This is a genomic window from Planomicrobium okeanokoites, assembly GCF_003428875.1.
Taxonomy (GTDB): domain Bacteria; phylum Bacillota; class Bacilli; order Bacillales_A; family Planococcaceae; genus Planococcus; species Planococcus okeanokoites.
Genome location: NZ_QQRS01000007.1, coordinates 37319 through 60359 on the forward strand (window position 1 = coordinate 37319; position 23041 = coordinate 60359).

The following is a 23041-nucleotide window of genomic DNA, read 5'->3' on the forward strand; positions in this document are numbered from 1 at the left end:
GTTTCGTCGGCTTTGCCGCAAAGCGCCGGCCAGAAAACCTTTGGCCGCTCTTGGCTCAAAAAGGAGTACAGGTTGCAGGGGTTCTTTGGTACAATGGAAGTTAACGTCAATAGCCGGTGAATGGATGGTGAACAAGGATGGTCATGGAAGCTTTATTGGATATCGGCAGATTTTTTGTCAATCCACTTTTATACATAGCACTGCTTGCAGCAATTTTACTTGGTTATTTCAGGGTCAAAAAAGAGAGGAAGCTGTTCCGTACCCGAATTGTTTGGGGTTGGAAGGAATTTGGCCATTTGATGAAAGACGGGATTCTATACGCCCTTATATTTTCAGTCCTGTTCTCGGTAATCGGGCTGACAGTTTCTTTAGAATGGCTCGTCGCTCTAAGTTTAGTCAGTGCCGCAGTCGTGATTTCGGGAATTTACTATCTGGCTTCATTTGTCTATCTGGCACTTGGCGCAATTGGCCTCGGCTGGCTGCTCGCCAAGTACGGATGGACAATTCCATTTGGGGTGTTCGATTTCAGCGGCTACGCGGTGGCATGGAATTGGCTGCTGCCAGTAGCTCTGATAACTGGAGCAATGGTTTTCCTGGAGGGACGGCTTGTGGTGCGTCGGGGCGAGGAAGCTTCTTCACCAAGGCTCCAGAAAACGTCGCGCGGAGGGACAGCTGTCTTCTATAAAGCAAAGCGTTTATGGTTGATCCCTTTGCTTTTGGTAGTGCCGGGTGATCTATTGGAAGCCTATCTGCCATATTGGCCGCAATTTACAATTGGCAGCACCGGTTTTTCGTTTATTTTATTCCCTGCTGTAATCGGTTTTCAAGGCAAAGCGCGCAGAACATTGCCGGCATATCTGTACCCTCAGCTCGGCACCCGGATCTGGATGCTCGGATTGTTGATCATGATTCTGGCGTTGTTTTCCTATCTCTGGCAGCCGATGGCGCTTGCCGCATTGCTCGCGGGTGCAATTGGGCGCATGGTTCTTTCGATCATCGCCTTAATCAATGAAAATAAAGGAAACCACGCAGTCGCTCCGCAAACAACTGGAGTGATGATTGTAGATGTTCTCGCAGATTCGCCAGCAGAAAAAATGGGGCTGGTCCGCGGAGAAATAATCCGTAAAGTAAACGGCCTGACGGTTACGAACGAAGCGGAGCTTTATGAAGCAATCCAGGTCAACGCCGCTCATTGCCGACTGGAAGTACTGGACCACAATAAAGAAATGCGCCTCAGGCAGCATGTCATTTTCAGGCATGACCATTACCGCCTCGGTTTGATTGTAGTCTGATACGGAGGAGATGATTCCATGGATTCAATGATCACTAAATTTTTTCTATCTTTGCTGATTCCAGGTCTTCTCGTTATCCTGTTCACCCGCGTGACTTTCAACCACATTGTGGGCCTGGTCCTGACCGTAGCGCTTATCGCGGCCGCTGTCTATGCCGGCTATACAAATACATGGTTTCTCTATGCCGTAAACGCCGCTTCGCTCACCGCCGGATTCTGGTATGCCACAAATATGTACAAACGCAGCAAAAAAGCCGACATTCATGAAGATGAATGACGGCTTTTCTATTTCAAATAAATAAACTGTAGACAGCCAGAACAGCGATTGACCCCAGAACAACAACCATGACGTTGGCTCCAAGCAATGCGATGCCAAACGCAGCGGCGGCTCCAATGACACCAAACCAGATGTTGTCCTGTATGAAAAAGATCGCCGGAAAAATCAGCGCTCCAAGAACAGCGAAAGGAATATTCCGTAATATATTTTGAAGAGAAGGCGGCAACTCACGCCCTTCCAGAAAAGTGAGCGGAATGGCCCGGGGAATATATGTAACGACGGCCATGCCGAGAATGGTCCACCAAATCCATGATCCCATTACGAACGACCTCCTTTCGAAGCTATCAATTCGATGATGACGGCGGAAGCTAGAGTGGAGACCAGAATTGCCCAACCTGTAGACAGCCAGCCGGTAAAAAAGAAGAGCGAATTCAATGCAGCCGCAATGGCAGCGAGACTCACAACTTTACGATTGCCGCGCATGGATGGCACGAGCAGTCCAACGAACATGGCGTACAGCGCAATGGACATGGCAGCCTGCAGAAACTCCGGAAGATTAGCGCCGATCAGGTGGCCGAGCGCGGTAAAGACGATCCAGCTGCCGTATGAAACAGCGATGACCCCGGCGGCAAATGAAGTCCTGAGATTATCTTCTTTCTGGATTGCCAGAACAGAAAAAGATTCATCCGTAATACCGAATGCGTATAGCGCCTTCTTCCATCTTGCATCCGGCTGCATCTTTTCATTGAGCGAAGCCGTCATTAGAAAGTGGCGGATATTCACGATGAATGTGTTTAGTATGATCACTGCAGGTGCAACTCCCGCTGTGATCAAAGACAAAGATATGTATTGGGCTGCACCAACGAAGACAAATATGCTCATGGCTGTCGCTTCCAAAAGCGAAAGGCCCGTAGTCTTGGCTAAAAGACCGAATGTCAATGCCACCGGAAAATAGCCGATTGCGATACTGACACCAGCTTTCAACCCCGCAGAAAATCCGCGATGTTCCATCTTCTTCTCTCCTTATCCAAAAGTATTTCTCTTTTCCAAACAAGGGCAAAGAGTGTAAAGTAGTTATAATAGCATATCACAAGAAAAGCGGAAGCGAAGAGCCGGACCGAAATTTTTCGGACCGCTCTTTGCGACGAAGCAGCGCAGCGATGCAGGAGCAGCATTCATGACCACTAAATTATGCAGCGCTTTTGCCATAACTGCTAAGGCCGAAGCGACCCGAAGAGCTGGGCGCTGGAGTCCGGTCACAAGAAAAGCGGATTCTGAATCCGCTTTTGAAAAATTTTGTAAGCAGAAGGAATGAGCCTATGTCGGAATTCTTTTCACAGGAAAATATCACAGCATTATATGAATCCTATCGCTCAATCGGTCCGTTCATCGGATTTTTGCTTCCTTTCATCGAAGCATTTCTACCGTTTCTTCCGCTTTTTGTATTTGTTTTCGCTAATGCCGGAGCGTATGGCCTGCTTTTCGGCTTTTTAATATCCTTAGCCGGTTCTGTAGCGGGATCGTACAGCGTATTTTTAATTATCCGCAAGTATGGGCGAGCCAAGTTTTTAAACTTTATGACTAAGCACCAGAAAGTTGAAAGGTTGATTCATTGGGTGGAACGCAATGGTTTTGGCCCTTTGTTCCTGCTGCTGTGTTTTCCATTCACACCATCGGCGCTCGTGAACCTGGTGGCCGGGTTATCCAATATCAGCAAGCATTATTATTTATTGACTCTGATTGCGGGCAAGACGGTAATGGTTTTCATGATTACATATGTCGGATATGATATCCGCGCGCTGTTCAATAATCCAGTCAGGACAATTATCGTGATCATTGTCATCATCCTGCTTTATATAGTAGGAAAAATAATTGAAAAAAGGCTGAATAAGAAAGTTGAAGAGGATTTTCGCCAAGCGGCGAATAAAGACCGTTCGAAAGAAGACTAGTCCATAACGGCCGTGAAACTGGCTGATAAGCGCTGGTTATTGTAAAATAAGAACAAACGTTCTTAGAAGGAAGGGTGTTCAGATGTCATTAAGAATAATCTATGGACGTGCCGGTTCCGGAAAAACCTCTTATATACTGGATGAAATAGTGGAAACCCTACAAAGGAGTGCGGACGGAGATCCGATTTTTTTCATTGTTCCCGATCAGATGTCCTTTTCAACCGAGTATCGCCTGTCATCTGCTGATGGCATGAAAGGGATGATCCGCGCGCAGGCAGTGACTTTCAAGCGCCTTGCCTGGCGGGTGCTTCAGGAAGCTGGGGGGATCAGCCGAAAAGAAGTGGACAGCTTCGGTTATCGTATGCTGATCCGCAGCCTGCTCGAAGAACATCGTGATGAATTCCAATTGTTCCGCCGCGCTGCTGGAAAACGGGGTTTCACTGACCAAATTGAGCAGCTGATCAAAGAATTTTCAAGGTACTGTGTCGATTGCGGTGAATTGACGGAAATCCGCTCTACTTTGGCAGAAGCAGGTGCGCCGAGGACTTTACTGGATAAGGCTTCGGATCTTGAACTGATCCTGGCGGAAATAGAGAACCGATTGGGTACGGTTTTCGTTGACTCAGAAGGGCACCTGACATTATTGTCCGAAAAGATCCGTTTCTCTGAGCAGGTGAAGCGGTCTGATATCTATATTGACGGCTTCGTCACATTTACTGCGCGTGAATATGAAATCATCTTTGAGTTGATGAGACATGCCAAATCAGTGACGATTGCGCTGCCGATGGACGGAGCGGCAAATGCCAATGACGAACAGGCATTGTTTTTCCAATCCGCAAATACGGCACGCAGATTGGTCGATCAGGCAAAAAAAGAGGGCATTCAAGTAGAGAATGCGGTGCATCTGCCTTCGCCTCAGCGATTCACCAACTTGGAATTGGCGCACCTTGAACGACATTTTGATGATTATCCGCTTCAGAAATTGAAAACAGAAGGACATGTCAATCTGATCGAAGCCGCCAACAGGAGAGCTGAAGTGCATGCGATGGCACGCTCGATAAGGGAACAGGTCAGAGGAGGCATGCGGTATAAAGATATCGCTGTTCTGTACCGGCAGCCTGAGGTTTACGATGAATTGATAAATACCATTTTCCCTCAATACGAATTGCCTTATTTTATCAGCCAAAAAAAATCCATGCTTCACCATCCGTTGATTGAATTCTGTCGTTCAGTACTTGAAGCTGTGCAATCGAATTATTCCTATGAGCCGGTTTTTCGCGCAATCAAAACCGATCTTTTCTTTCCTCAGGGAAGTGTGGGGAAATGGCGGGAGCGCAGCGACGTCCTAGAGAATTTTGTTATTGCCAATGGAATATATGGAGAACGCTGGTTTGATGAAAAGCGCTGGTTCTATAAAAAATACCGGGGACTGGAATTTCATACCGGAGTCCAGACCGATGAAGAATTGGCGCTTCAGATGGAACTTCACGCGGTAAGGGATTTGGTCCGTGAGCCGCTTTCTGTGCTGAAAGAACAATTGGAAAGTTGTTCAACCGGAAGGGAAATAGCGGAAGCCCTCTTTGTGTTTGTAGAAGACATGGACGTCTATGATAAAATCCTCGACTTGAAAGAGCGGGAAGAGTCAGAGCACAAATTATTGGCCGCGGCTGAACATGAACAGGCATGGAAACAATGGATCGGAGTTCTGGATCAGTTCGTGCTGATGTTCGGTGACAAAGAACTTGAGCTCGGATCTGCTGTAAGGATCCTTGATGAAGGGTTTGAGACACTGGAGTTTTCACGGATTCCGCCTTCACTGGATGAAATTACAGTTTCAACGATTGATTTGGCGAGACTGATGGATATCAAGTCGGTTTTTGTCATTGGCGTGAACGATGGTGTTTTACCGAAACGTATCGAACAGGAAGGTTTGCTGACAGACGCTGACCGCGAGTGGTTTGCGAAAATCGGTTTTGAACTCGCACCCAGCACTAAAACAAGGCTATTGGATGAGACATTCATGGCTTACCGCGCCTTCACATCGGCTTCTGACTTTTTGACGGTTTCATACCCGATTGCTGATGAAGAAGGGAAAGCGCTTTTGCCTTCAATGTATATCCAGAAGTTCATTGATATGCTTGGCGTGGAACTGACACCTGCAGTAGCGGATCCGGAGGAACTTAAGCAAGCTGATCATTTAAGCTATATTTCGCATCCCCGAGCCACATTGGCGTATTTGTCTTCACAGATTCGAAGCGGTTCCCTGACGCCTGAATGGCAGGCAGTGCTTTCTTATTATAAGGAAGATCCGTTCTGGTCATCAGTGGTTGAGCGGATTATGGAACCGGCGAAACCGAATATAGCCGATCAGCTTCGGGAGGAAATTGCTGAACCATTATATGGTACGCCTATTTCTTCAAGCGTATCGCGTGTAGAAACTTTTTATGGCTGTCCGTATGCGCATTTTGCCGCGTATGGTCTGCGCCTCGAAGAGCGGAGCCAATATAAATTGGCGCCGCCAGCAATGGGGGATCTGTTCCATGCGGCCATCAAATGGATTTCGGATGAAGTCAACAGGCTTGACGTTTCCTGGTCTTCATTAAGCAATAAAGACTGCCGTGAATTGGCGAAACAGGCGATGGATCAATTATCGCCATATTTCGTCAACCATATTCTGATCAGTTCACACCGTTATCGGTACATTCAGCATAAGCTGGAGGCGATTATCCGCCAGACAGCTTTCATGTTGAGTAAGCATGCGAAAGTCACCGGCTTTACGCCAGTGGCATTAGAGGTCGGATTTGGTACGAAAGAGACGATTCCGCCATTGGATATTCCGCTGAGAAGAGGAAGGAAAATGAACATCCGCGGAAGAATCGACCGCATCGATTCGACGGATATTAACGGTAAACCGTATATCCGTGTAGTCGATTATAAATCATCCAAACATGGACTGGATCTTGGTGAAGTTTATCACGGCATCGCTTTGCAGACATTTACTTATCTGGATGTTGCTTTGACACATTCCGACCGCTGGTTGGGTGAGCAGGCAGAACCGGCGGGAGTGCTGTATTTCCACATGCACAATCCGATGCTGAAATCGACGAAGCTGATGACGGCTGAAGAAGTGGAAGAAGAAATGGCGAGGTCGTTCAAAATGAATGGGCTGGTCGTTGAAGATGAAGAAGTGATCAAAGCGATGGACAATGAAATCGATGGCTATTCGAACATCATTCCGGTGCGGATGAATAAAAACGGCAGCATTTCAAAATCCCAGTCGCGGACAGTAAGTAAAGATGATATGGAAGTCATCCGCCGATTCGTGCGGAGCAAACACCAGGATGCGGGCAACGGAATATTGGACGGCGTCACTTCCATTACACCATATAAGGTGAAAGATGATACGCCATGCCAATTCTGTTCTTACCGGTCGATTTGCCAATTTGACCCATCAGATCCGGAACAGACATACCGCAAACTGCCGTCTTTATCATCCGATAAGGCTGTTGAATTGATTCGAAAGGAGACTGGCGACCATGATTCCGACAAAACCGAATGATGCCACCTGGACCGATGAACAATGGCAGGCAATCTGGGCAAAAGGGCAGGATATGCTGGTCTCAGCAGCTGCCGGCTCTGGCAAAACGGCGGTTCTGATCAACCGCATGATTGAAAAGGTGCTGGATGAGAACGAGCCGATTTCAGTCGATGAACTGCTGGTTGTCACGTTCACCAATGCCTCAGCAGCTGAAATGCGCCACCGAATGTCGAAGGCGCTGGAAAAAGCGGTGACTGAAAATCCGGAATCGAAACATTTAAGGCAGCAGCTGCGCCTTATTAATAAAGCACAGATTTCCACGCTGCATTCTTTCTGCCTCTCGGTAGTGAAACAATACGCCTATCTTCTTGAAATAGATCCCGGGTTCCGGATTGCCGGGGATACAGAGGCGGCGCTGCTGCGTGACGATGTGCTCGAAGCTGTTCTTGAAGCAGCTTACGAAGGTGAAAATGCGGAGGCAGTTTACCGCCTGGCCGACAGTTTTACATCAGACCGCAGCGACCAGGCGATGGAAGTGCTGGTCAGTAAGCTGTATGACTATTCACGCGTTCATCCCAATCCTGAATATTGGCTGCAGCAAGTTCCCGCGCTCTACGATGTGCCAGATAAAGCGGTAATCGACGAGCTGCCGTTTATCGGTGATCTGAAAATGACGATCCGCCATGCCTTTGAAGAGGCGCTGCAACTGACAAGAGATGGAATTGATATTGCTCAGCAGCCGGATGGACCGGCAATCCTGGCCGATACTTTTGAAATGGATTCGGAATTGATCAAGTCGGCAATTGCCGACTTGGACCGCTCCTGGAACGATATTTATGAATTTTCACAGCGCATCATCTGGCAAAAAGCAGGGAGCATCAAGAAGGATTCATGCGACCCTGTCCTGGCGGATGAAGCAAAAGCGCTGCGCAATGAAGTGAAGAAGATAGTTAAAGGCATAACGGATGCTTATTTTATCCGCAAGCCGTCCAGGTTATTGGACGAAATGCGCGAAATGGCCCCGTTGATGCAAACATTGGTGGATTTGACGAAACGTTTCGCTGAGCAATATAAAGCCCTGAAAGTGGACCGCGCCATTGTGGATTTTTCAGATTTGGAGCATTATGCGCTCGAAATTCTAAGTGAAGATGGAGAACCCTCTCCTATCGCAAAAGAATACCGAAGCCGGTTCAAAGAAATACTGGTGGATGAATATCAGGATACGAACATGCTGCAGGAAACGATATTGGGTCTGGTGAAATCAGGCGGCGAACAAGACGGCAACCTTTTTATGGTAGGGGACGTAAAGCAGTCGATCTACAGATTCAGACTGGCTGAACCGATGCTGTTTCTGGGAAAATACGGCCGTTTCACCAAAGAAGCGCAAGGGACAGGCATGAGCATCGACCTCAATGCCAATTTCCGCAGCCGAAAAGAGATCCTGGATGGCACCAATTATATTTTTTCTCAGATAATGGGGGAACGGGTCGGTGAGATCGAATATGACGAAGCCGCCGCTTTAAAACATAAAGCACCTTATCCCGACAATGAAACACCGATTGAACTGGCGTTGATCCATGAACCCGAAATGGAGGAAGAACAGGCTGAAGAATCGGAAGACCTGGCTAAATCCCAATGGGAAGCAAGATACATCGCCGCGAAGATCCGTGAATTGATGGAGCGTGAAACGTATGTGCACGATCCATGGACCAATGAAAAGCGGCCACTGGAGTATCGTGACATTGTAGTGCTAATGCGTTCAATGACATGGTCGGGTGATTTTGACGATGAATTCAAAATGGCGGGGATTCCTTTGTATACGGAATTGGCAGGCGGTTATTTCGATGCCCTGGAAGTGATGATCATGATGAACACACTTCGGGTCATCGACAATCCGTATCAGGATGTGCCGCTTGTTTCAGTATTGCGTGCACCGTTTATCGGCCTGCGCGAAAACGAGCTTGCTGAAATACGGCTGGCTGCTCCACAGGCGACTTTCTATGATGCCGTCAAATCGTTCATCCGGAGCGGCACCGGCATCGACAGGGAAGCTGCTGAAAAATTACAGCGCTTCATGCTGCAACTGGAAGACTGGAGGAATCTCGCCCGCCGAGGCTCACTGGCGGAATTGATCTGGCAGGTATATCTTGATACCAATTATTACGAGATGGTCGGCTCCATGTCGAACGGCAAGCAGCGGCAGGCGAATCTGCGGGCACTTCACGACAGGGCTTTGGAATATGAGAAAACATCATTCCGTGGCTTATTCCGCTTCCTGCGTTTCATCGACCGGATGCGTGAACGCGGTGATGATCTTGGAACTGCCAGATCGCTCAGTGAAAAAGAGAATGTGGTCCGGCTGATGACCGTCCATAAGTCGAAAGGTCTTGAATTCCCTGTAGTCTTTTTTGCGGGCACTGGAAGGTCTTTCAATGAAATGGACTTTCGCAAATCCTATATGTTTGACCAGGACTATGGTTTAGCCGTCAAAGCGGTCAATCCCGAGACCCGGGTGGAATATACCTCGTTGCCGTTTCTTGCCGTGAAAGAAAGAAAGCAATTGCAGATGAAAGCGGAAGAAATGAGAGTTTTATATGTAGCGATGACCCGTGCTAAAGAGCGGCTGTTCCTGACAGCTTCCGTGAAAGATCCCGAATCTCTTTTCGAACGCTGGAAAATGGCGTCATCTGATGTCAGACTGCCGGATTTCGTCCGTTCGCGGGCCAAAGGCTATCTGGATTGGCTCGGTCCGGCAATAGCTCGGCATCCGGATGCCGAAGGATTGATGAACCGATCCGGAATCCTCTTGCCGCACCATTCGAAATTTCAGGTCGAACTTGTCGAGAGCCAATCGCTTCTGCCGGCGCCGCTAGTATTTGAGGAGCTGTCGCCGATGCAGGGCGAGCTGCAGGACCTGGAAACTGAAATCAGAAACAGATTCGATTTTCGCTATCCGCATCAGCAATCAGTAGAAAAACGTTCCAAACAATCAGTGTCGGAGATGAAACGTCTGCAGATGCTGCAGCGTCTTGATGAGCCGGAATCATTTATTCAAAGCATCGGTCCTTCCAAGCGTACTCTGCATGACCGTCCTGATTTTCTGCAGGAAAAACGTCTTGCCGCATCCGATATCGGGACAGCTGTCCACTCGCTGATGCAGCATATTCCGCTGGATAAAAAGTTGTCCGCTGCAGAAATAACCGAACAGATTGAAACGCTCGTCGGCATGGAAATTCTGTCACGTGAAGAAGGAAGAGCTATAAGGATGCGGGAAATTGCAGCGTTTTACTCAAGTGATACAGCCCGCAGGTTAATGGAGGCGAAACAAATTAAAAGGGAAGTCCCCTTTACCTATGCGAAGGAAGACGAGGAAGGCGATTATCAGATCATCCAAGGGATTGTCGATTGTCTTTTCGAAGAGGAAGACGGCTGGGTGCTGCTGGATTACAAGACGGACCGGCTCTATCAGATTGAAGACGTCCAGTCGGAAATGTCAGCCCGTTATGAAGTTCAATTGACGGTTTATACTGAAGCTGTTGAAGCAATTTTAAAAGTACCGATCAAAGAAAAACTGCTGTATCTGTTTTCGGCGGAAAAAGAGGTAAGAATTTAGGGGGATTTTTGTGAGATTACAACCTGTGGCTCTGGATGAACGTGTGGAAGCGATCGATTTGATGAGAGGATTCGCCTTGCTGGGCATTCTTCTTATCAATATGCTGGCTTTTCATTCACCGCTTTATTATATAGACCCGTATACATGGTTTGACGCTCCTGGGGATACAGCGACATTTTCTTTTCTTGATGTATTCGTCCAGGCCAGTTTCTATCCGTTATTCGCTATGCTTTTTGGATACGGATTGGGCATGCAATTTTTAAGGGCGGAGGAAAGGAACAGATCATTTGCGCCAATGGCGGTAAAACGGCTGTCAGTGCTGCTGATTTTCGGTATTCTGCACGCATTTCTCATTTGGTATGGGGATATTCTGATCACATACGCAATCATGGGGTTCCTGCTGATCGGCATGATCCGGCTTGAGTCAAAATGGCTGCTGTCGCTGGGCGTCATCATATATGTGATTCCCCAGACTTTATTGCTTGTCATGATGTTTGCGGCGGTAGCGCTGGATTCGAGCTTTTATGTCGGAATCCAGCAAGTGCAGAACTCGATTGCCGCCTACGGAGGAGGCACGTTCGCCGAAATTTTCCGGCAGCGTTTTGATGACTGGATGTATGGCAATAATCCGTTGAATTACATCATCTTGATTGTTACAATTCTGCCCCTTACGATGATTGGCGCAGCTGCAGCCAAATGGCAGCTGATCGAACGCACGAAAGAATTGAAGAAATTATGGATTGCGCTTATGGCGGCAGGATTAATTGCTGGTTTGTTGCTGAAACTGACCCCTTATATTTTCGGCCCGAATATCGCGCTGACTTTCTTACAGGAAATTTTTGGTGGACCGCTGCTTGCGGTAAGCTATGCAGCGATCATAGCGCTCCTTGCACAAAGTGACGGAACTCGGAAGTTGCTCCGGCCATTGACTAAAGTGGGCCGGATGTCGATGACAACATATATCATGCAATCACTTATCGCTACGACAATCTTCTACTCATATGGATTAGGTCTATACGGACAGGTCAGCCTTCTGACCGGGACATTGATGGCATTCGGCATCTTTGCATTGCAATTGATTTTTGCCGAAATCTGGCTGACCAAATTCAGCCAGGGACCGCTGGAAATTTTCTGGCGAAAGGTGACGTATGGATTAAATTTCGAAAAAAGCAACAAATCGAATAATTAATGTGTATAATTAATGGAACCAAAGAAAAGGAGTGTTTATTAAATGAAGCTGTTATCATTTCGCTATGAAGGAAAAGAAGCATTCGGACCAAAAGTGAAAAAAGAAGAAGCCGTTTGGGATGTCTTAAAAATCCAGAATGAACTTGGTGTTCTTCCGTCTTTTCCGGCACAGCTGATTGAAGGATTATCACAGGGAGTGGAATTTGTTGAGCAAATCCGCAAGTTGGCGGATGCAGCAGCCCAAACGGAAAATCCCGCTGATTTCAAACACTCTTTTTCGGATATCGAATGGCTGGCACCCGTGCCGCGCCCACCTAAAAATGTACTGTGCGTAGGCAGAAATTATTCTGAACATGCCAAAGAGATGGGCGGTGAGGCGCCTGTTGATCTGGTCGTCTTTACGAAATCCCCTGCAGCTATTGCTGCTGACCATGAAACTGTGCCAGTCCATAGCGGCTTAACGGATTCCTATGATTATGAAGGAGAGCTTGCTGTTATAATTGGAAAAGGCGGCAGTTCCATCCCGAAACAGATGGCTTACGACCATGTCTTCGGATATACGATTGCAAACGATATGACAGCGCGGGATCTTCAATCGAAACATCAACAGTATTTCCTGGGCAAAAGCCTGGTTAAATCCTGTCCGATGGGACCTTATATTGTAACGAAAGACGAAATACCGCAATCGCAGAATCTGTCGATTGTCACTAAAGTCAATGAAGAAATACGCCAGAATGGCAATACGAAAGATATGATCCGAAGAGTGGATGACCTTATTTCGGAGATTTCAAAATACACGCCGCTTGAACCGGGTGATGTCATCTTGACTGGGACGCCGGCTGGTGTCGGGAAAGGCTTCAATCCCCCGAAATTCCTGAAAGCCGGAGATACAGTGAAGATTTCAATTGAATCAATCGGAACACTCGTCACACATTTGTCATAGCACCTCCTTGCTGCCAGCAGTGAAAATTATGGTAGACTATAGGAGAACTATATCAAAAGAGGTGACGAATTGGACTTTTTAACTGAAACTACACATCTTCACATCACGACTTGGGTCATTGCTATTCTGCTTTTCGTAATAGCTGCATTCATGGCCCCTGAAAGCAAAGGACGCAAAATTATCCATATGATTCTGCGCTTGTTCTATATTCTGGTCATCATTACCGGGTTGGCGTTATTCATAGCACACTCATCATTTGATGCCATGCAATATGGAATGAAATTCCTGTTCGGCCTATTGACCATCGGTATGATGGAAATGGTGCTGGTACGCGGCAAAAAAGGGAAATCCGTGACTATGTTCTGGATCCTGTTTGCTGTATTCCTGGCAGTAACCATGTTCTACGGCTTTAAATTACCGATCGGCTTCAGATTTTTAGCTTAATAAAAAAGACGGATGCCCACGTGGCATCCTTTTTTTATGGGGAAATTTTCTTCAGCATTCACAGTTTAGACGAAACTGTTGAACCGCACAGCGAATTCATTCATCTTTAAATAGCAGGGGGGACGGTAGTTTGTTAAAATAGACCGAGTGGCATGCAATAAACCCTCATTGAAGGAGGACATAGGATTGAAAGCGAAATGGATTTCCGGTATCTTGAGCATGATGCTGTTGCTGGGCATAGCAGCTCCCGCATCGGCAGATGAAACAAGACAAATAGAAGATGAAAGCATATACGATGTACTGGTCGATCGGTACTTCAATAAGCAGCTCGCAAATGATTTTGAGGTAAATGCGACAGATCCTTCCGCATTCAACGGTGGAGATTTTGCGGGGCTGTCGAGTGAGATTCTCCATATTAATGATATGGGCTTTACCGTCCTGTCGATAGGATCGGTGTTTGCTTCAGCTACATACGACGGTAAAGAAGTGATCGATTACAGCCAATTTGAAAGACATTTTGGAACTGAAGAAGACTTTGTTGATCTTTTGGAAACTGTCCATGAAAATGAAATGAAACTGATGATCGACATTCCTACTCAGCAACTCAGCAGCCAGCATTTCTGGTTAAAAGACAACCCGGAATGGTTTATTGAAAATGAAGATGGGACTTATGCGCTGGATACAGCTAACCCTGATGTGCAAGACGCCTTGATAGAAGTTGTCAGCGGCTTTATTCAGCAATATGAAATTGATGGATTGAGGCTTCAGGAGACAGAGAAATTGGATACAGGCTTTATTAACCGTTTTTCAGAGGAAATTAAATCAGTGCGTGATATTTATCTGATCGGCGATGCTGAAATGGAGCCGGTAGAGGGTCTTGATGCGGTTGTTTTGCCTGGCGTCGAGGAAACTTTACGCAATAGTTATAAAAACTTTGACCAGGATACATCCGGGTTGCCGGAGTTGATGGAAAATGCTGAAGGGAAATTGATTCAGGCCGATTCACTGCGGGGATCACGCATTACTTCTGATATTGTGGAAGCACAGGGGTTCCCGCCGACCCGCATGCGTTTATTGTTCACTCAATTATTGACGATGCCGGGAATTCCAGTTGTCCAATATGGTTCAGAGATTGCGATGAACGGAAAAAGCTTGCCGGAATCCCATCAATTGCTGAACATGGCGGTTGAAAAGGAATTGATTGACCACATCAAAAACTTGAATTCGCTGCGCAACTCGTCGGAGGCTTTGCGGACCGGCGAGCTGGAAGTCATTCACGAAGAAGACGGATGGCTCATCTATAAAAGATCGAACGATGAAGAAACATGGATCATTGCCATCAATAATTCCTCGAGCACAAGAAACTTCACGATTTCGGCAGATGAAATCGGCAGTGACAAACAGCTGCAGGGATTGTTCGAAAACGATATTGTCCGCCAGGAAGAGAATGGCGATTATAAAATCACACTGGACCGTGAAATAGCCGAAACTTTCCACGTCATCGACGAACGCGGGTTCAACAAAGCTTATATTGCGGCATTGATTGTTCTCTATGTCGTATTTATGATTTTCCTATGGGTGGTCTGGAAAAAAGGCCGCCAGCGAAGAGCGGATGAAGCAGCTAAAACTGCGAATGAAAAGCAAGGCGAAAATTGAATAAGTTATAGAAAAACGGCACAGAAAGAAAACTTCTGTGCCGTTTTTACTTATATTTTTTTATCTGCCTTATAGCCAGCCATGTTCACAGGATCTTTTGGTGATGAGTAAGGTGGGGCATAGCAGAGTTCAAGCGCTTGAAGATCATCGACGGTCAGCCCTGCATACATCGCTGTCGCAATGACATCTATCCGTTTATCCACACCTTTCGTCCCCAGACACTGGGCACCGAAGATTTCCCTGGTATTCGGGTCGTAATGGATTTTCAATTTCAATTTGCCATGGTCAGGATAATAACCGGCATTTGAATTGCCGTTATGGATGAGAGACACGGATGGAATTTCAAGTTCGCGCAATTTATTTTCGTTCAAACCGGTCATCGCAGCTGTTAAGCTAAAAATTTTAACGATTGAGGTGCCAAGCAGCCCTTTTTTGGGAATGGATTCACCGTTTATATGCTTAGCGGCGATATAGGCCTGGCGATGTGCGGGCCAGGCAAGAGGCACGCGTTTCGGTTCACCGGTAACCATATCGAAATTCTCTGACGCGTCCCCGATTGCGTAGATTGAGGGGTCATCAGTCTGCATATAATCATTGGTTACGATTCCGCCAGTTTTTCCGATTTCCAGTCCAGCATCTTTAGCCAGACCGACGTTGGGCGCGAGACCGACACTCATGATGATGAAATCCGTTTCAAGGACATCCCCATTTGACAGGGTTTGCGAACGTCCATTTATTTCTGTGATATAAGCATTAGTCTGCAGATGGATTTCATTCAATAATAATTCCTTTTCAATTTCCCGGGAAATGTCTTCATCAAGGATTGACATGACGTAGTCTGATTTGTGGACCAGATGAACATCGATGCCAAGCTCCTTGAGATTTTCCGCCATCTCGAGGCCAATAAAGCCCCCGCCTGAAATGGTGCAGCTTTGTGGATTATTCGAGCGGATATACTCTTTGATGGAGAGCATGTCGTTATAGCTCCGCAGAGTGAAAATATTCGCTGTTTCGCTGCCTTTCACTTGTGGCACAATTGCGGTTCCGCCAGGTGCGAGTATCAGTTTATCGTAACTCTCCTGGAACTCTTCGCCCGTCTCCAAATTTTTTACATGAATACTTTTATCGTCGCGGTCGATCGCCGTCACTTCGTGCTTCAAGTGGACATCGATATTGCGTTTTTCATGGAATTGCTCAGGATTGGCCATTAATAAGGATTCTTCGTCTTCAATGACTTCGCCAATTGCATAAGGTGTTCCGCATGCAGCATAGGACATGACTGAATCCCGGTCGAAAACTTTAATGGTTGCTTCCTTATTATAAAAGCGCAGTTGGCCTGCCGCTGTGGCGCCTCCGCCAACTGCTCCGACGATCAGGATCTTTTCCATCCAACAGCACCCCTTTAGGAATTTAATTTATTCTGGAAGAATACCGCAAGAGTACCCGGTCCTGTATGGGCTGCGATAACTGAGCCGATCATATAAACTTCCACATTTTTCGGGTGGAATTGTTCTTCAATCGCTTCTTTCATCAAGTTGGCAAATTCTTCGTCATCACCGTGGCTGATCGAAATGATTTGTTTTTCAAGCTGCTCGCCGCGTTCTTCCATTAATTCCACGATGCGTTTAACGACTTTTTTTCGGCCGCGCAACTTTTCAATCGGCACTAATTTCCCGTTTTCGACGTGGAGCAATGGCTTGATATTCAATAGTCCGCCGACAAACGCACTACCTTTTGAAATACGGCCGCCTTTAGCCATATAATCAAGGTCTTCAACAGTGAACAGAGATTCTGTGTGATCAGCCATAAAACGGATCCGTTCAATGATCTCTTTTAGAGGATGTCCCTGTGAACGGAGTTTTACCGCTTCTTTGACCAGCATTCCATATCCAAGGGAGGCCAGTTTCGAATCAAGTACGGTGAGCTTCAAGTCCGGATATTCTTCACGAACTTGTTCCGATGCCATCATTGCCGTCCCATAAGTGCCTGATAACTCGGAAGAAAAGGCGATATAGAATCCTTCCTCATCATCTTTCGCTAATTGTTCGAAGGCGTTAAGCATTTCGTCCGGTGATACCTGTGAAGTTTTTGGCCGTATATCATTGCGGATGGCTTCATAAACCTTCAGCGAATGGATGGTCCGGATATCTTCGAACTCCTCATTGCCGATATGCACACGCAACGGAAACAATTCCACGTTTTCCTTTTCAAAAAACTCTTTAGGTAAATCTGATGCGCTGTCTGCGAATAATCTCATTCCAATCCCCCATTCCTTATTTTAAATTCAAGCGGTCAATCAATAATTCTGCTATTCCATCTTCATTATTGCTCAAAGTGATTTCATTGGCTATATTTTTTAATGGCGAAATGGCATTCCCCATGGCTACGCCGACTCCTGCGAAGTCGATCATTTCCAAGTCGTTGTCTTCATCGCCGAAAGCAATTATATTTTCTTTTGAAATGCCGAGTGATTTAGAAACCTGATCAAGACCGACCGCTTTGCTGAGGCCGCTTTTTACGATTTCGATTACATGCCACGGAGCACCCCATCTTCTATGGTCAATAACTTCGGCATGCACTTGATTCAGGTGGTCATGGATCTCGCCGACTCTTTCATATGGCGCATGGATCAGCATGGAAGTTGGGTCGACTTTCAAGTAATTACGTAAATCACCTGTCGTGATATAAGGATTTCCGAATCTGAAGATATCCATCAGCTTCTCATCGTGATGATGGACATAAACGTCATCCAGAACTTCAGCTACGATATTATGGAAATTAAAATCATGCATCGACTCCACAACTTCGTGGACGGTTTCCAAACCGATCGGGGTATGGAATCTTCCCCAGCTGTTGTCGGTCGGGTGATGAACAAACGCGCCGTTGAAATTGACGATAGGAGTTTTCAATCCTAATTCTTTATAATAAGGTTCACTGGAACGATATGGCCGTCCGGTTGCAATCATTACTTGATGGCCCTGCTCCATCGCTTGTGCCAATGTTTTTTTCGTTTTTTCGGAAATGACTTTTTGGTCTGTCAATAAAGTTCCGTCCAGGTCGAGAACGATCAAATGCTGTTTCATGTAAAACGGCTCCTTTCTATATATATACAGTTTAGCGATAATTAGAAGGGTTAGTCAAAAAATCTTGAGTTCAGAGCATTCAATTAATTGCTTTTATGATACTTATCATTATGAAATATGAGATGAATATTGGTAGGATTAGAAGAAAAGGGGGTAAGCAGCAAGTGAAAATCATTAAGGAAATTTGGGAAGGCATTCCGCTGCTGCATGTCGCTCCGGACGATGCTGCAGACACGGAGCTTCCGATGGTCATATTTTTACATGGCCATATGAGTGCAAAGGAACATAATTTGCATTATGCTTACCAGCTGGCGGACAAAGGGATCCGTGTTTTATTGCCTGATGCACATCTTCACGGAGAAAGAGAAGAAGACCAGGATGGGATTCAATTGAGTCTCAGATTTTGGGAAATCGTCCTTACTTCTATCGAAGAAGTTGGAAAAATACATAAACTGGCAAAAGAAAAGCATCTAGTGAAAGGCGAACCTGCTATAGGGGGCACTTCCATGGGAGGAATCACAACTCTCGGCGCATTGACCGTCTATCCATGGATACCAGCGGCAGCCGTCATGATGGGAGCCGCAAATTATGTCGAGCTGGCAAATGCACAGATGACCCAATTCGAATCAAGAGGTTTCACTTTGCCGATAACTGAAGAAGAACGCGCTAATATGCTTAAAACACTGGGACAGTTCGATGGCACAAAAAAAATGGACTCTTTCAACAAGCGGCCGTTGTTTTTCTGGCACGGCGAGCAGGACATCATCGTTCCATTCGGACCGACTTATGATTTCTATAAGAAGTTAAAAAATTCATACGGGGAAGCTCAAGACAGGCTGCAATTCCTGCGTGAAAAAGAAACTGGCCACGCCGTAAGCCGTCCCGGGATGCTTGCCGCGACAGAGTGGCTGGCAGAGCATTTGGGGAAATAAGCGTGTCAATTTGATTCTGCCTGGAAATTTGTTAAGATGGAGTTAATAGAAAAAGGAGGGATCGTCATGGATCAAGAGATGAAGGACAGCATGATGGGAGCACTTGAAACAGTAATCGACCCGGAATTGGGTGTTGATATCGTAAACTTGGGCCTTGTATATGATGTCGAGTTATCTGAAGACGGATTTGCAGTGGTTACAATGACTTTAACTTCAATGGGTTGTCCAATGGGGCCTCAAATCGTTCAAATGGTCAAACAAGCTTTGTATGAGTTGCCGGAAGTGGAAGAAGTCGATGTAAAAATCGTCTGGCAGCCGGTATGGGGCAAAGAGCATATGTCAAGATACGCAAAAATGGCGCTTGGCGTCAGATAAGCAGTACAGAAACCTTTTCGGAATGTTGATTCCGGAAAGGTTTTTTTTATGGATGCTTATAGTTGCGCAATGAGAATAAATTTCCTATAATTAAATTAGTCAAAGAAGGTCAAAGAATTTGGAGGGGATTATAATGGTTCAATTTGCAGCAAATAATGAAGAGCAAAAGTCGCCTTTGGAACAGTATGGACGCAATATGGTTGAACAGGCACAATCCGGCAAAGCGGATCCGGTCATTGGCCGTGATGAAGAGATTCGCAATGTCATCCGCATCCTGTCACGTAAAACCAAGAACAACCCGGTGCTGATCGGTGAACCCGGAGTTGGTAAAACAGCTATCGTTGAAGGGCTGGCGCAGCGGATTGTCCGTAATGACGTGCCCGAGGGTCTGAAAGACCGAATCATTTACGAACTCGATATGAGCGCGTTGATCGCTGGGGCTAAATATCGCGGGGAGTTTGAGGAGCGCTTGAAAGCGGTGCTGAAACAAGTCAAAGACAGTGAAGGGCAGATTATTTTATTTATTGATGAAATCCATACAATCGTCGGAGCCGGTAAAACGGAAGGCGCGATGGATGCCGGTAATATGCTGAAGCCGATGCTGGCGCGCGGCGAATTATATTGCATCGGCGCCACAACGCTTGATGAATACCGGATGCACATTGAAAAGGATCCGGCGCTTGAAAGACGATTCCAGCAAGTTCTGGTCCGTGAACCGTCGGTCGAAGACACGGTTTCAATTTTGCGCGGTCTGAAAGAACGTTTTGAATTGCATCATGCGGTGCGCATCCATGACCGGGCGATTGTTGCCGCGGCAGCTATGTCCGATCGCTATATCACCGACCGTTTCCTGCCGGACAAAGCAATTGATTTGATAGATGAAGCTTGTGCCATGATCCGGACGGAAATCGATTCGATGCCGCAGGAGCTCGACCAGGTGACGCGTCGGCTGATGCAGCTGGAAATCGAGGAACAGGCCTTGATGAAAGAGAAAGATGCAGCGAGTAAAACCCGTCTGGAAACTCTGCGTGGAGAAATCAAGGAATTGAAGGATTCTTCATCAGGTATGAAAAATCAGTGGAATGAAGAAAAAGAATCCTTGAAGAAAATCCAGGAAAAAAGGGAGCAGCTTGACCAATTGCGCCGTAAACTGGAAGAAGCGGAAAACAATTATGATTTGAATGCGGCAGCAGTTCTTCGCCACGGGCAGATTCCGGAACTTGAAAAAGAATTGGCCCTCATGGAAGCCGATTTGGCTGCAGATGGAGCTGAAAGGCTCCTGCGTGAAGAAGTGACGGAAGAAGAAATCGCCGGCATCGTTGCCCGCTGGACAGGCATCCCGGTAACTAAACTCGTGGAAGGGGAACGCGAGAAATTGCTGCGGCTAGATGAAACGCTTAAAGAAAGAGTCATTGGCCAAGATAAGGCTGTCGAACTTGTAACTGAAGCGGTTTGGCGTGCACGCGCGGGGATAAAAGATGAAAGAAAACCGATTGGATCATTCATTTTCCTGGGTCCGACAGGAGTCGGTAAAACTGAACTTGCCAAATCCCTGGCGGCGAATCTGTTCGACTCGGAAGATCATTTCATCCGCATCGATATGTCGGAATATATGGAGAAACACAGTGTATCCCGTTTGGTCGGAGCTCCTCCGGGTTATATCGGCTATGAGGAAGGCGGCCAATTGACGGAAGCGGTGAGAAGAAATCCGTATTCGGTTGTTTTGCTGGATGAAATTGAAAAAGCGCATCCGGATGTCGCGAATATCCTGCTCCAGATATTGGATGACGGACGTATTACAGACAGTCAGGGCAGACTGGTAAACTTTTCTAATACAGTCGTAATCATGACGTCAAACATCGGATCGTCCCATATTCAGGCAAAAGACACTGACCATGATATAGAAGATATCGTAATGGCTGAATTGCGCAAGCATTTCAAACCGGAGCTGTTGAACAGAATTGACGATATCGTCATTTTCCATGCACTGGACAACCGCCACTTCTATCATATTGCCAAGAAGATGATCAATGAACTGGCTGATCGTTTGCAGCAGCAGGAAATCACATTGGAAACGGATGATTCGGTCATCAATTATGTACTGGAAGCAGGAACCGATCCTCTATTCGGTGCAAGACCGCTGAAACGTTTCATCCAGCGTGAGATCGAAACGAAAATAGCAAGGGAATTGATCAAAGGCGAAGTTGTGCCAAATACGACAATGTATTTGGAGATGGGCGAAGACAATCAATTGAAGATCACAAAAAAAGAAGCGTAGGCCAATGTGGCCTGCGCTTCTTTTTTTTGTCGCTTTTCTTTGTCCAGACTCCAGCAGCCCAGCTCTTCGGGTCATAAGCCAGCCCAGCTGCCGTGGCAACGAACGCCACTCTGCTGTTCTGTCTTATGCCATTCAGAGCTTAACGGGCGCTGTCGCTTTTCTGTATCAGTGTTTCTCTGGAGCCGGTGATTCAGGAATGATTGAACCGATGACGAAAATTAGAACGGAAACAACAAGTGACATGTAGATTCCCGACATGAAGTTAAAGTCTACGTTCTGTACAGCACTGACAACGTAGTTTAGTGTTGTGATCAATAAAGCTGACCAGAATAATGTTCCGATAAATTGCATCTGTTTCACCTCTGCATAAAATGTCTAGCTTAATAATAGCATAGCTTCCGCTTGGCAGAAAGAAAGTTTCATCATTCTTGAAAGTTTTTGTCGGAAATATGTCAGCAACTTGAATAAATCGTTTCAATGACGTATTATTAATACCAGGTACTAAACATTTAAAGCAAGTTGAAATGAGGGAAAATATATGAATGCTGGCATATTGGGAATTGGCCGTTGCTTACCGGAAACCATATTGACGAATATTGAACTGGAACAGCGGATGGATACGTCTGACGAATGGATCCGGACCATGACGGGAATAGAAGAACGCCGTATTGCCGGAGACGAACAGGATACATCACATATGGCTCGGGAAGCAGCGCAAAAGGCTATAGATGAATCTGGAATCGATCCGAAGGAAATCGGATTGATTTTAGTTGCCACAGTTACAGGAGACCAGCCGTTTCCTTCAATGTCCTGTGTCATTCAACAGGAAATCGGTGCAGTTAATGCAGCGGCGATGGATATTTCAGCGGCTTGTGCTGGATTCATGTACGGAATGGTTACAGCTAAACAATTCATCGATTCGGATGTTTATAAATATGTACTGGTGGTTGGAGTTGAAAAACTCTCAAAAATCACGAATTGGGAAGACCGGAATACTGCCGTCCTTTTCGGAGATGGAGCGGGTGCAGCTGTGATGGGCAAAGTTTCAGAAGGCAGAGGGATCCTGTCATTTGAGCTTGGCGCAGATGGAAGCGGCGGCAAACATCTATATCAGGACGATTACCTCGTCATGAATGGCCGGGAAGTTTTCAAATTTGCTGTACGCCAAATGGGTGAATCAGCTGAAAACGTAATTGAAAAAGCGGGACTCGCAAAAGAAGATGTCGACTTTTTAATACCTCATCAGGCTAATATTCGCATTATGGAAGCATCCAGACAGCGTTTGGATCTGCCTGTTGAAAAAATGTCCAAAACGATCCATAAATATGGCAATACCTCGGCCGCTTCGATTCCGATTTCATTGGTTGAAGATGTCGAAGAGGGAAGAATCAAAGATGACGATGTGATAGTGATGGTCGGATTTGGCGGAGGATTAACTTGGGGTGCCATTGCAATGCGATGGGGCAAATAATCA

At 46.4% G+C, this 23041-nt stretch carries 19 protein-coding genes; 13 read left to right on the forward strand and 6 right to left on the reverse strand.

All coding sequences use genetic code 11. The annotated features are described in order from the left end of the window. The first annotated feature begins 137 nt into the window (after window positions 1-137). Complete coding sequence (locus tag D2910_RS13505; protein WP_240633625.1) at window positions 138-1292, forward strand: PDZ domain-containing protein; 1155 nt, start codon at window positions 138-140, stop codon at window positions 1290-1292. A gap of 18 nt (window positions 1293-1310) precedes the next feature. Further along, a complete protein-coding gene (locus D2910_RS13510) occupies window positions 1311-1568 on the forward strand; it encodes a CsbA family protein (RefSeq protein ID WP_084244674.1) in 258 nt (85 codons plus the stop codon). Between the two features lie 13 nt (window positions 1569-1581). On the opposite strand, the gene D2910_RS13515 is transcribed toward D2910_RS13510, so the two are convergent. Together D2910_RS13515 and D2910_RS13520 are read right to left on the reverse strand one after the other, a co-directional pair. Then, window positions 1582-1887 (reverse strand): AzlD domain-containing protein, encoded by a 306-nt coding sequence (locus D2910_RS13515; RefSeq protein WP_084244676.1) that lies wholly within the window; start codon window positions 1885-1887, stop codon window positions 1582-1584. Then, window positions 1887-2579, reverse strand: a complete 693-nt coding sequence (locus tag D2910_RS13520; protein WP_117313811.1) for an AzlC family ABC transporter permease — start codon at window positions 2577-2579, stop codon at window positions 1887-1889. The genes D2910_RS13515 and D2910_RS13520 overlap by 1 nt, the downstream gene beginning before the upstream one ends. Before the next feature lie 308 nt (window positions 2580-2887). Between D2910_RS13520 and D2910_RS13525 the strand changes: the two genes are divergently transcribed. From D2910_RS13525 to D2910_RS13555, 7 genes are all read left to right on the forward strand, one after another. Further along, a complete protein-coding gene (locus D2910_RS13525; RefSeq protein ID WP_101803128.1) occupies window positions 2888-3517 on the forward strand; it encodes a TVP38/TMEM64 family protein in 630 nt (209 codons plus the stop codon). Window positions 3518-3599: 82 nt separating this feature from the next. Beyond that, a complete protein-coding gene (gene addB / locus D2910_RS13530) occupies window positions 3600-7076 on the forward strand; it encodes a helicase-exonuclease AddAB subunit AddB (protein ID WP_117313812.1) in 3477 nt (1158 codons plus the stop codon). After that, window positions 7054-10668 carry a helicase-exonuclease AddAB subunit AddA gene (addA, locus tag D2910_RS13535; RefSeq protein ID WP_117313813.1) on the forward strand — a complete coding sequence of 1205 codons (3615 nt, stop codon included), beginning with the start codon at window positions 7054-7056 and terminating at the stop codon, window positions 10666-10668. The genes addB and addA overlap by 23 nt, the downstream gene beginning before the upstream one ends. Window positions 10669-10678: 10 nt before the next feature. Next, entirely contained in the window at window positions 10679-11857 is a 1179-nt protein-coding gene (locus tag D2910_RS13540; protein ID WP_084244686.1) for a DUF418 domain-containing protein, read from the forward strand. Window positions 11858-11899: 42 nt separating this feature from the next. Continuing rightward, window positions 11900-12799: a fumarylacetoacetate hydrolase family protein gene (locus D2910_RS13545; RefSeq protein ID WP_117313814.1), complete on the forward strand. Its 900-nt coding sequence runs from the start codon at window positions 11900-11902 to the stop codon at window positions 12797-12799. Between the two features lie 69 nt (window positions 12800-12868). Further along, entirely contained in the window at window positions 12869-13243 is a 375-nt protein-coding gene (locus D2910_RS13550; protein ID WP_117313815.1) for a YisL family protein, read from the forward strand. Between the two features lie 186 nt (window positions 13244-13429). After that, window positions 13430-14899, forward strand: a complete 1470-nt coding sequence (locus D2910_RS13555) for an alpha-amylase family glycosyl hydrolase (protein ID WP_117313816.1) — start codon at window positions 13430-13432, stop codon at window positions 14897-14899. A 50-nt stretch (window positions 14900-14949) separates the two neighbouring features. Here the strand turns inward: D2910_RS13555 and D2910_RS13560 are convergent, their stop codons facing one another. From D2910_RS13560 to D2910_RS13570, 3 genes are read right to left on the reverse strand one after another with little or no spacing between them, the layout of a single operon-like run. Next, window positions 14950-16287, reverse strand: coding sequence for a CoA-disulfide reductase (locus D2910_RS13560; protein ID WP_117313817.1), 1338 nt, complete (start codon window positions 16285-16287; stop codon window positions 14950-14952). A gap of 14 nt (window positions 16288-16301) precedes the next feature. Further along, complete coding sequence (locus tag D2910_RS13565) at window positions 16302-17156, reverse strand: DegV family protein (RefSeq protein WP_117313818.1); 855 nt, start codon at window positions 17154-17156, stop codon at window positions 16302-16304. Window positions 17157-17172: 16 nt separating this feature from the next. Further along, complete coding sequence (locus D2910_RS13570; RefSeq protein ID WP_117313819.1) at window positions 17173-17982, reverse strand: Cof-type HAD-IIB family hydrolase; 810 nt, start codon at window positions 17980-17982, stop codon at window positions 17173-17175. 164 nt (window positions 17983-18146) lie between these two features. On the opposite strand from D2910_RS13570, the gene D2910_RS13575 reads away from it, so the two are divergent. The 3 genes from D2910_RS13575 (at window position 18147) to D2910_RS13585 (ending at window position 21567) form a co-directional block, all read left to right on the forward strand. Beyond that, window positions 18147-18914, forward strand: a complete 768-nt coding sequence (locus D2910_RS13575) for a serine aminopeptidase domain-containing protein (protein ID WP_117313820.1) — start codon at window positions 18147-18149, stop codon at window positions 18912-18914. 66 nt (window positions 18915-18980) lie between these two features. After that, window positions 18981-19289 carry a metal-sulfur cluster assembly factor gene (locus tag D2910_RS13580; RefSeq protein ID WP_033540921.1) on the forward strand — a complete coding sequence of 103 codons (309 nt, stop codon included), beginning with the start codon at window positions 18981-18983 and terminating at the stop codon, window positions 19287-19289. A 133-nt stretch (window positions 19290-19422) separates the two neighbouring features. Further along, the gene (locus D2910_RS13585; RefSeq protein WP_117313821.1) at window positions 19423-21567 is read left to right on the forward strand and encodes an ATP-dependent Clp protease ATP-binding subunit; all 2145 of its coding nucleotides are present in this window, start codon (window positions 19423-19425) and stop codon (window positions 21565-21567) included. Between the two features lie 165 nt (window positions 21568-21732). Here the strand turns inward: D2910_RS13585 and D2910_RS13590 are convergent, their stop codons facing one another. Further along, the gene (locus D2910_RS13590; RefSeq protein WP_117313822.1) at window positions 21733-21918 is read right to left on the reverse strand and encodes a YjzD family protein; all 186 of its coding nucleotides are present in this window, start codon (window positions 21916-21918) and stop codon (window positions 21733-21735) included. A gap of 187 nt (window positions 21919-22105) precedes the next feature. Here D2910_RS13590 and D2910_RS13595 point away from each other — a divergent pair, with 187 nt between their 5' ends. Further along, window positions 22106-23038 carry a beta-ketoacyl-ACP synthase III gene (locus D2910_RS13595; RefSeq protein ID WP_084244706.1) on the forward strand — a complete coding sequence of 311 codons (933 nt, stop codon included), beginning with the start codon at window positions 22106-22108 and terminating at the stop codon, window positions 23036-23038. Window positions 23039-23041: the final 3 nt, after the last annotated feature.

Excerpts from the sequence above, each read along its gene's own strand:
- D2910_RS13505 (WP_240633625.1), top strand. The coding sequence starts at position 138 with ATGGTCATGGAAGCTTTATTGGATATCGGCAGATTTTTTGTCAATCCA.
- D2910_RS13510 (WP_084244674.1), top strand. The coding sequence starts at position 1,311 with ATGGATTCAATGATCACTAAATTTTTTCTATCTTTGCTGATTCCAGGT.
- D2910_RS13515 (WP_084244676.1), bottom strand. The coding sequence starts at position 1,887 with ATGGGATCATGGATTTGGTGGACCATTCTCGGCATGGCCGTCGTTACA.
- D2910_RS13520 (WP_117313811.1), bottom strand. The coding sequence starts at position 2,579 with ATGGAACATCGCGGATTTTCTGCGGGGTTGAAAGCTGGTGTCAGTATC.
- D2910_RS13525 (WP_101803128.1), top strand. The coding sequence starts at position 2,888 with ATGTCGGAATTCTTTTCACAGGAAAATATCACAGCATTATATGAATCC.
- addB (WP_117313812.1), top strand. The coding sequence starts at position 3,600 with ATGTCATTAAGAATAATCTATGGACGTGCCGGTTCCGGAAAAACCTCT.
- addA (WP_117313813.1), top strand. The coding sequence starts at position 7,054 with ATGATTCCGACAAAACCGAATGATGCCACCTGGACCGATGAACAATGG.
- D2910_RS13545 (WP_117313814.1), top strand. The coding sequence starts at position 11,900 with ATGAAGCTGTTATCATTTCGCTATGAAGGAAAAGAAGCATTCGGACCA.
- D2910_RS13560 (WP_117313817.1), bottom strand. The coding sequence starts at position 16,287 with ATGGAAAAGATCCTGATCGTCGGAGCAGTTGGCGGAGGCGCCACAGCG.
- D2910_RS13565 (WP_117313818.1), bottom strand. The coding sequence starts at position 17,156 with ATGAGATTATTCGCAGACAGCGCATCAGATTTACCTAAAGAGTTTTTT.
- D2910_RS13570 (WP_117313819.1), bottom strand. The coding sequence starts at position 17,982 with ATGAAACAGCATTTGATCGTTCTCGACCTGGACGGAACTTTATTGACA.
- D2910_RS13580 (WP_033540921.1), top strand. The coding sequence starts at position 18,981 with ATGGATCAAGAGATGAAGGACAGCATGATGGGAGCACTTGAAACAGTA.
- D2910_RS13585 (WP_117313821.1), top strand. The coding sequence starts at position 19,423 with ATGGTTCAATTTGCAGCAAATAATGAAGAGCAAAAGTCGCCTTTGGAA.
- D2910_RS13590 (WP_117313822.1), bottom strand. The coding sequence starts at position 21,918 with ATGCAATTTATCGGAACATTATTCTGGTCAGCTTTATTGATCACAACA.
- D2910_RS13595 (WP_084244706.1), top strand. The coding sequence starts at position 22,106 with ATGAATGCTGGCATATTGGGAATTGGCCGTTGCTTACCGGAAACCATA.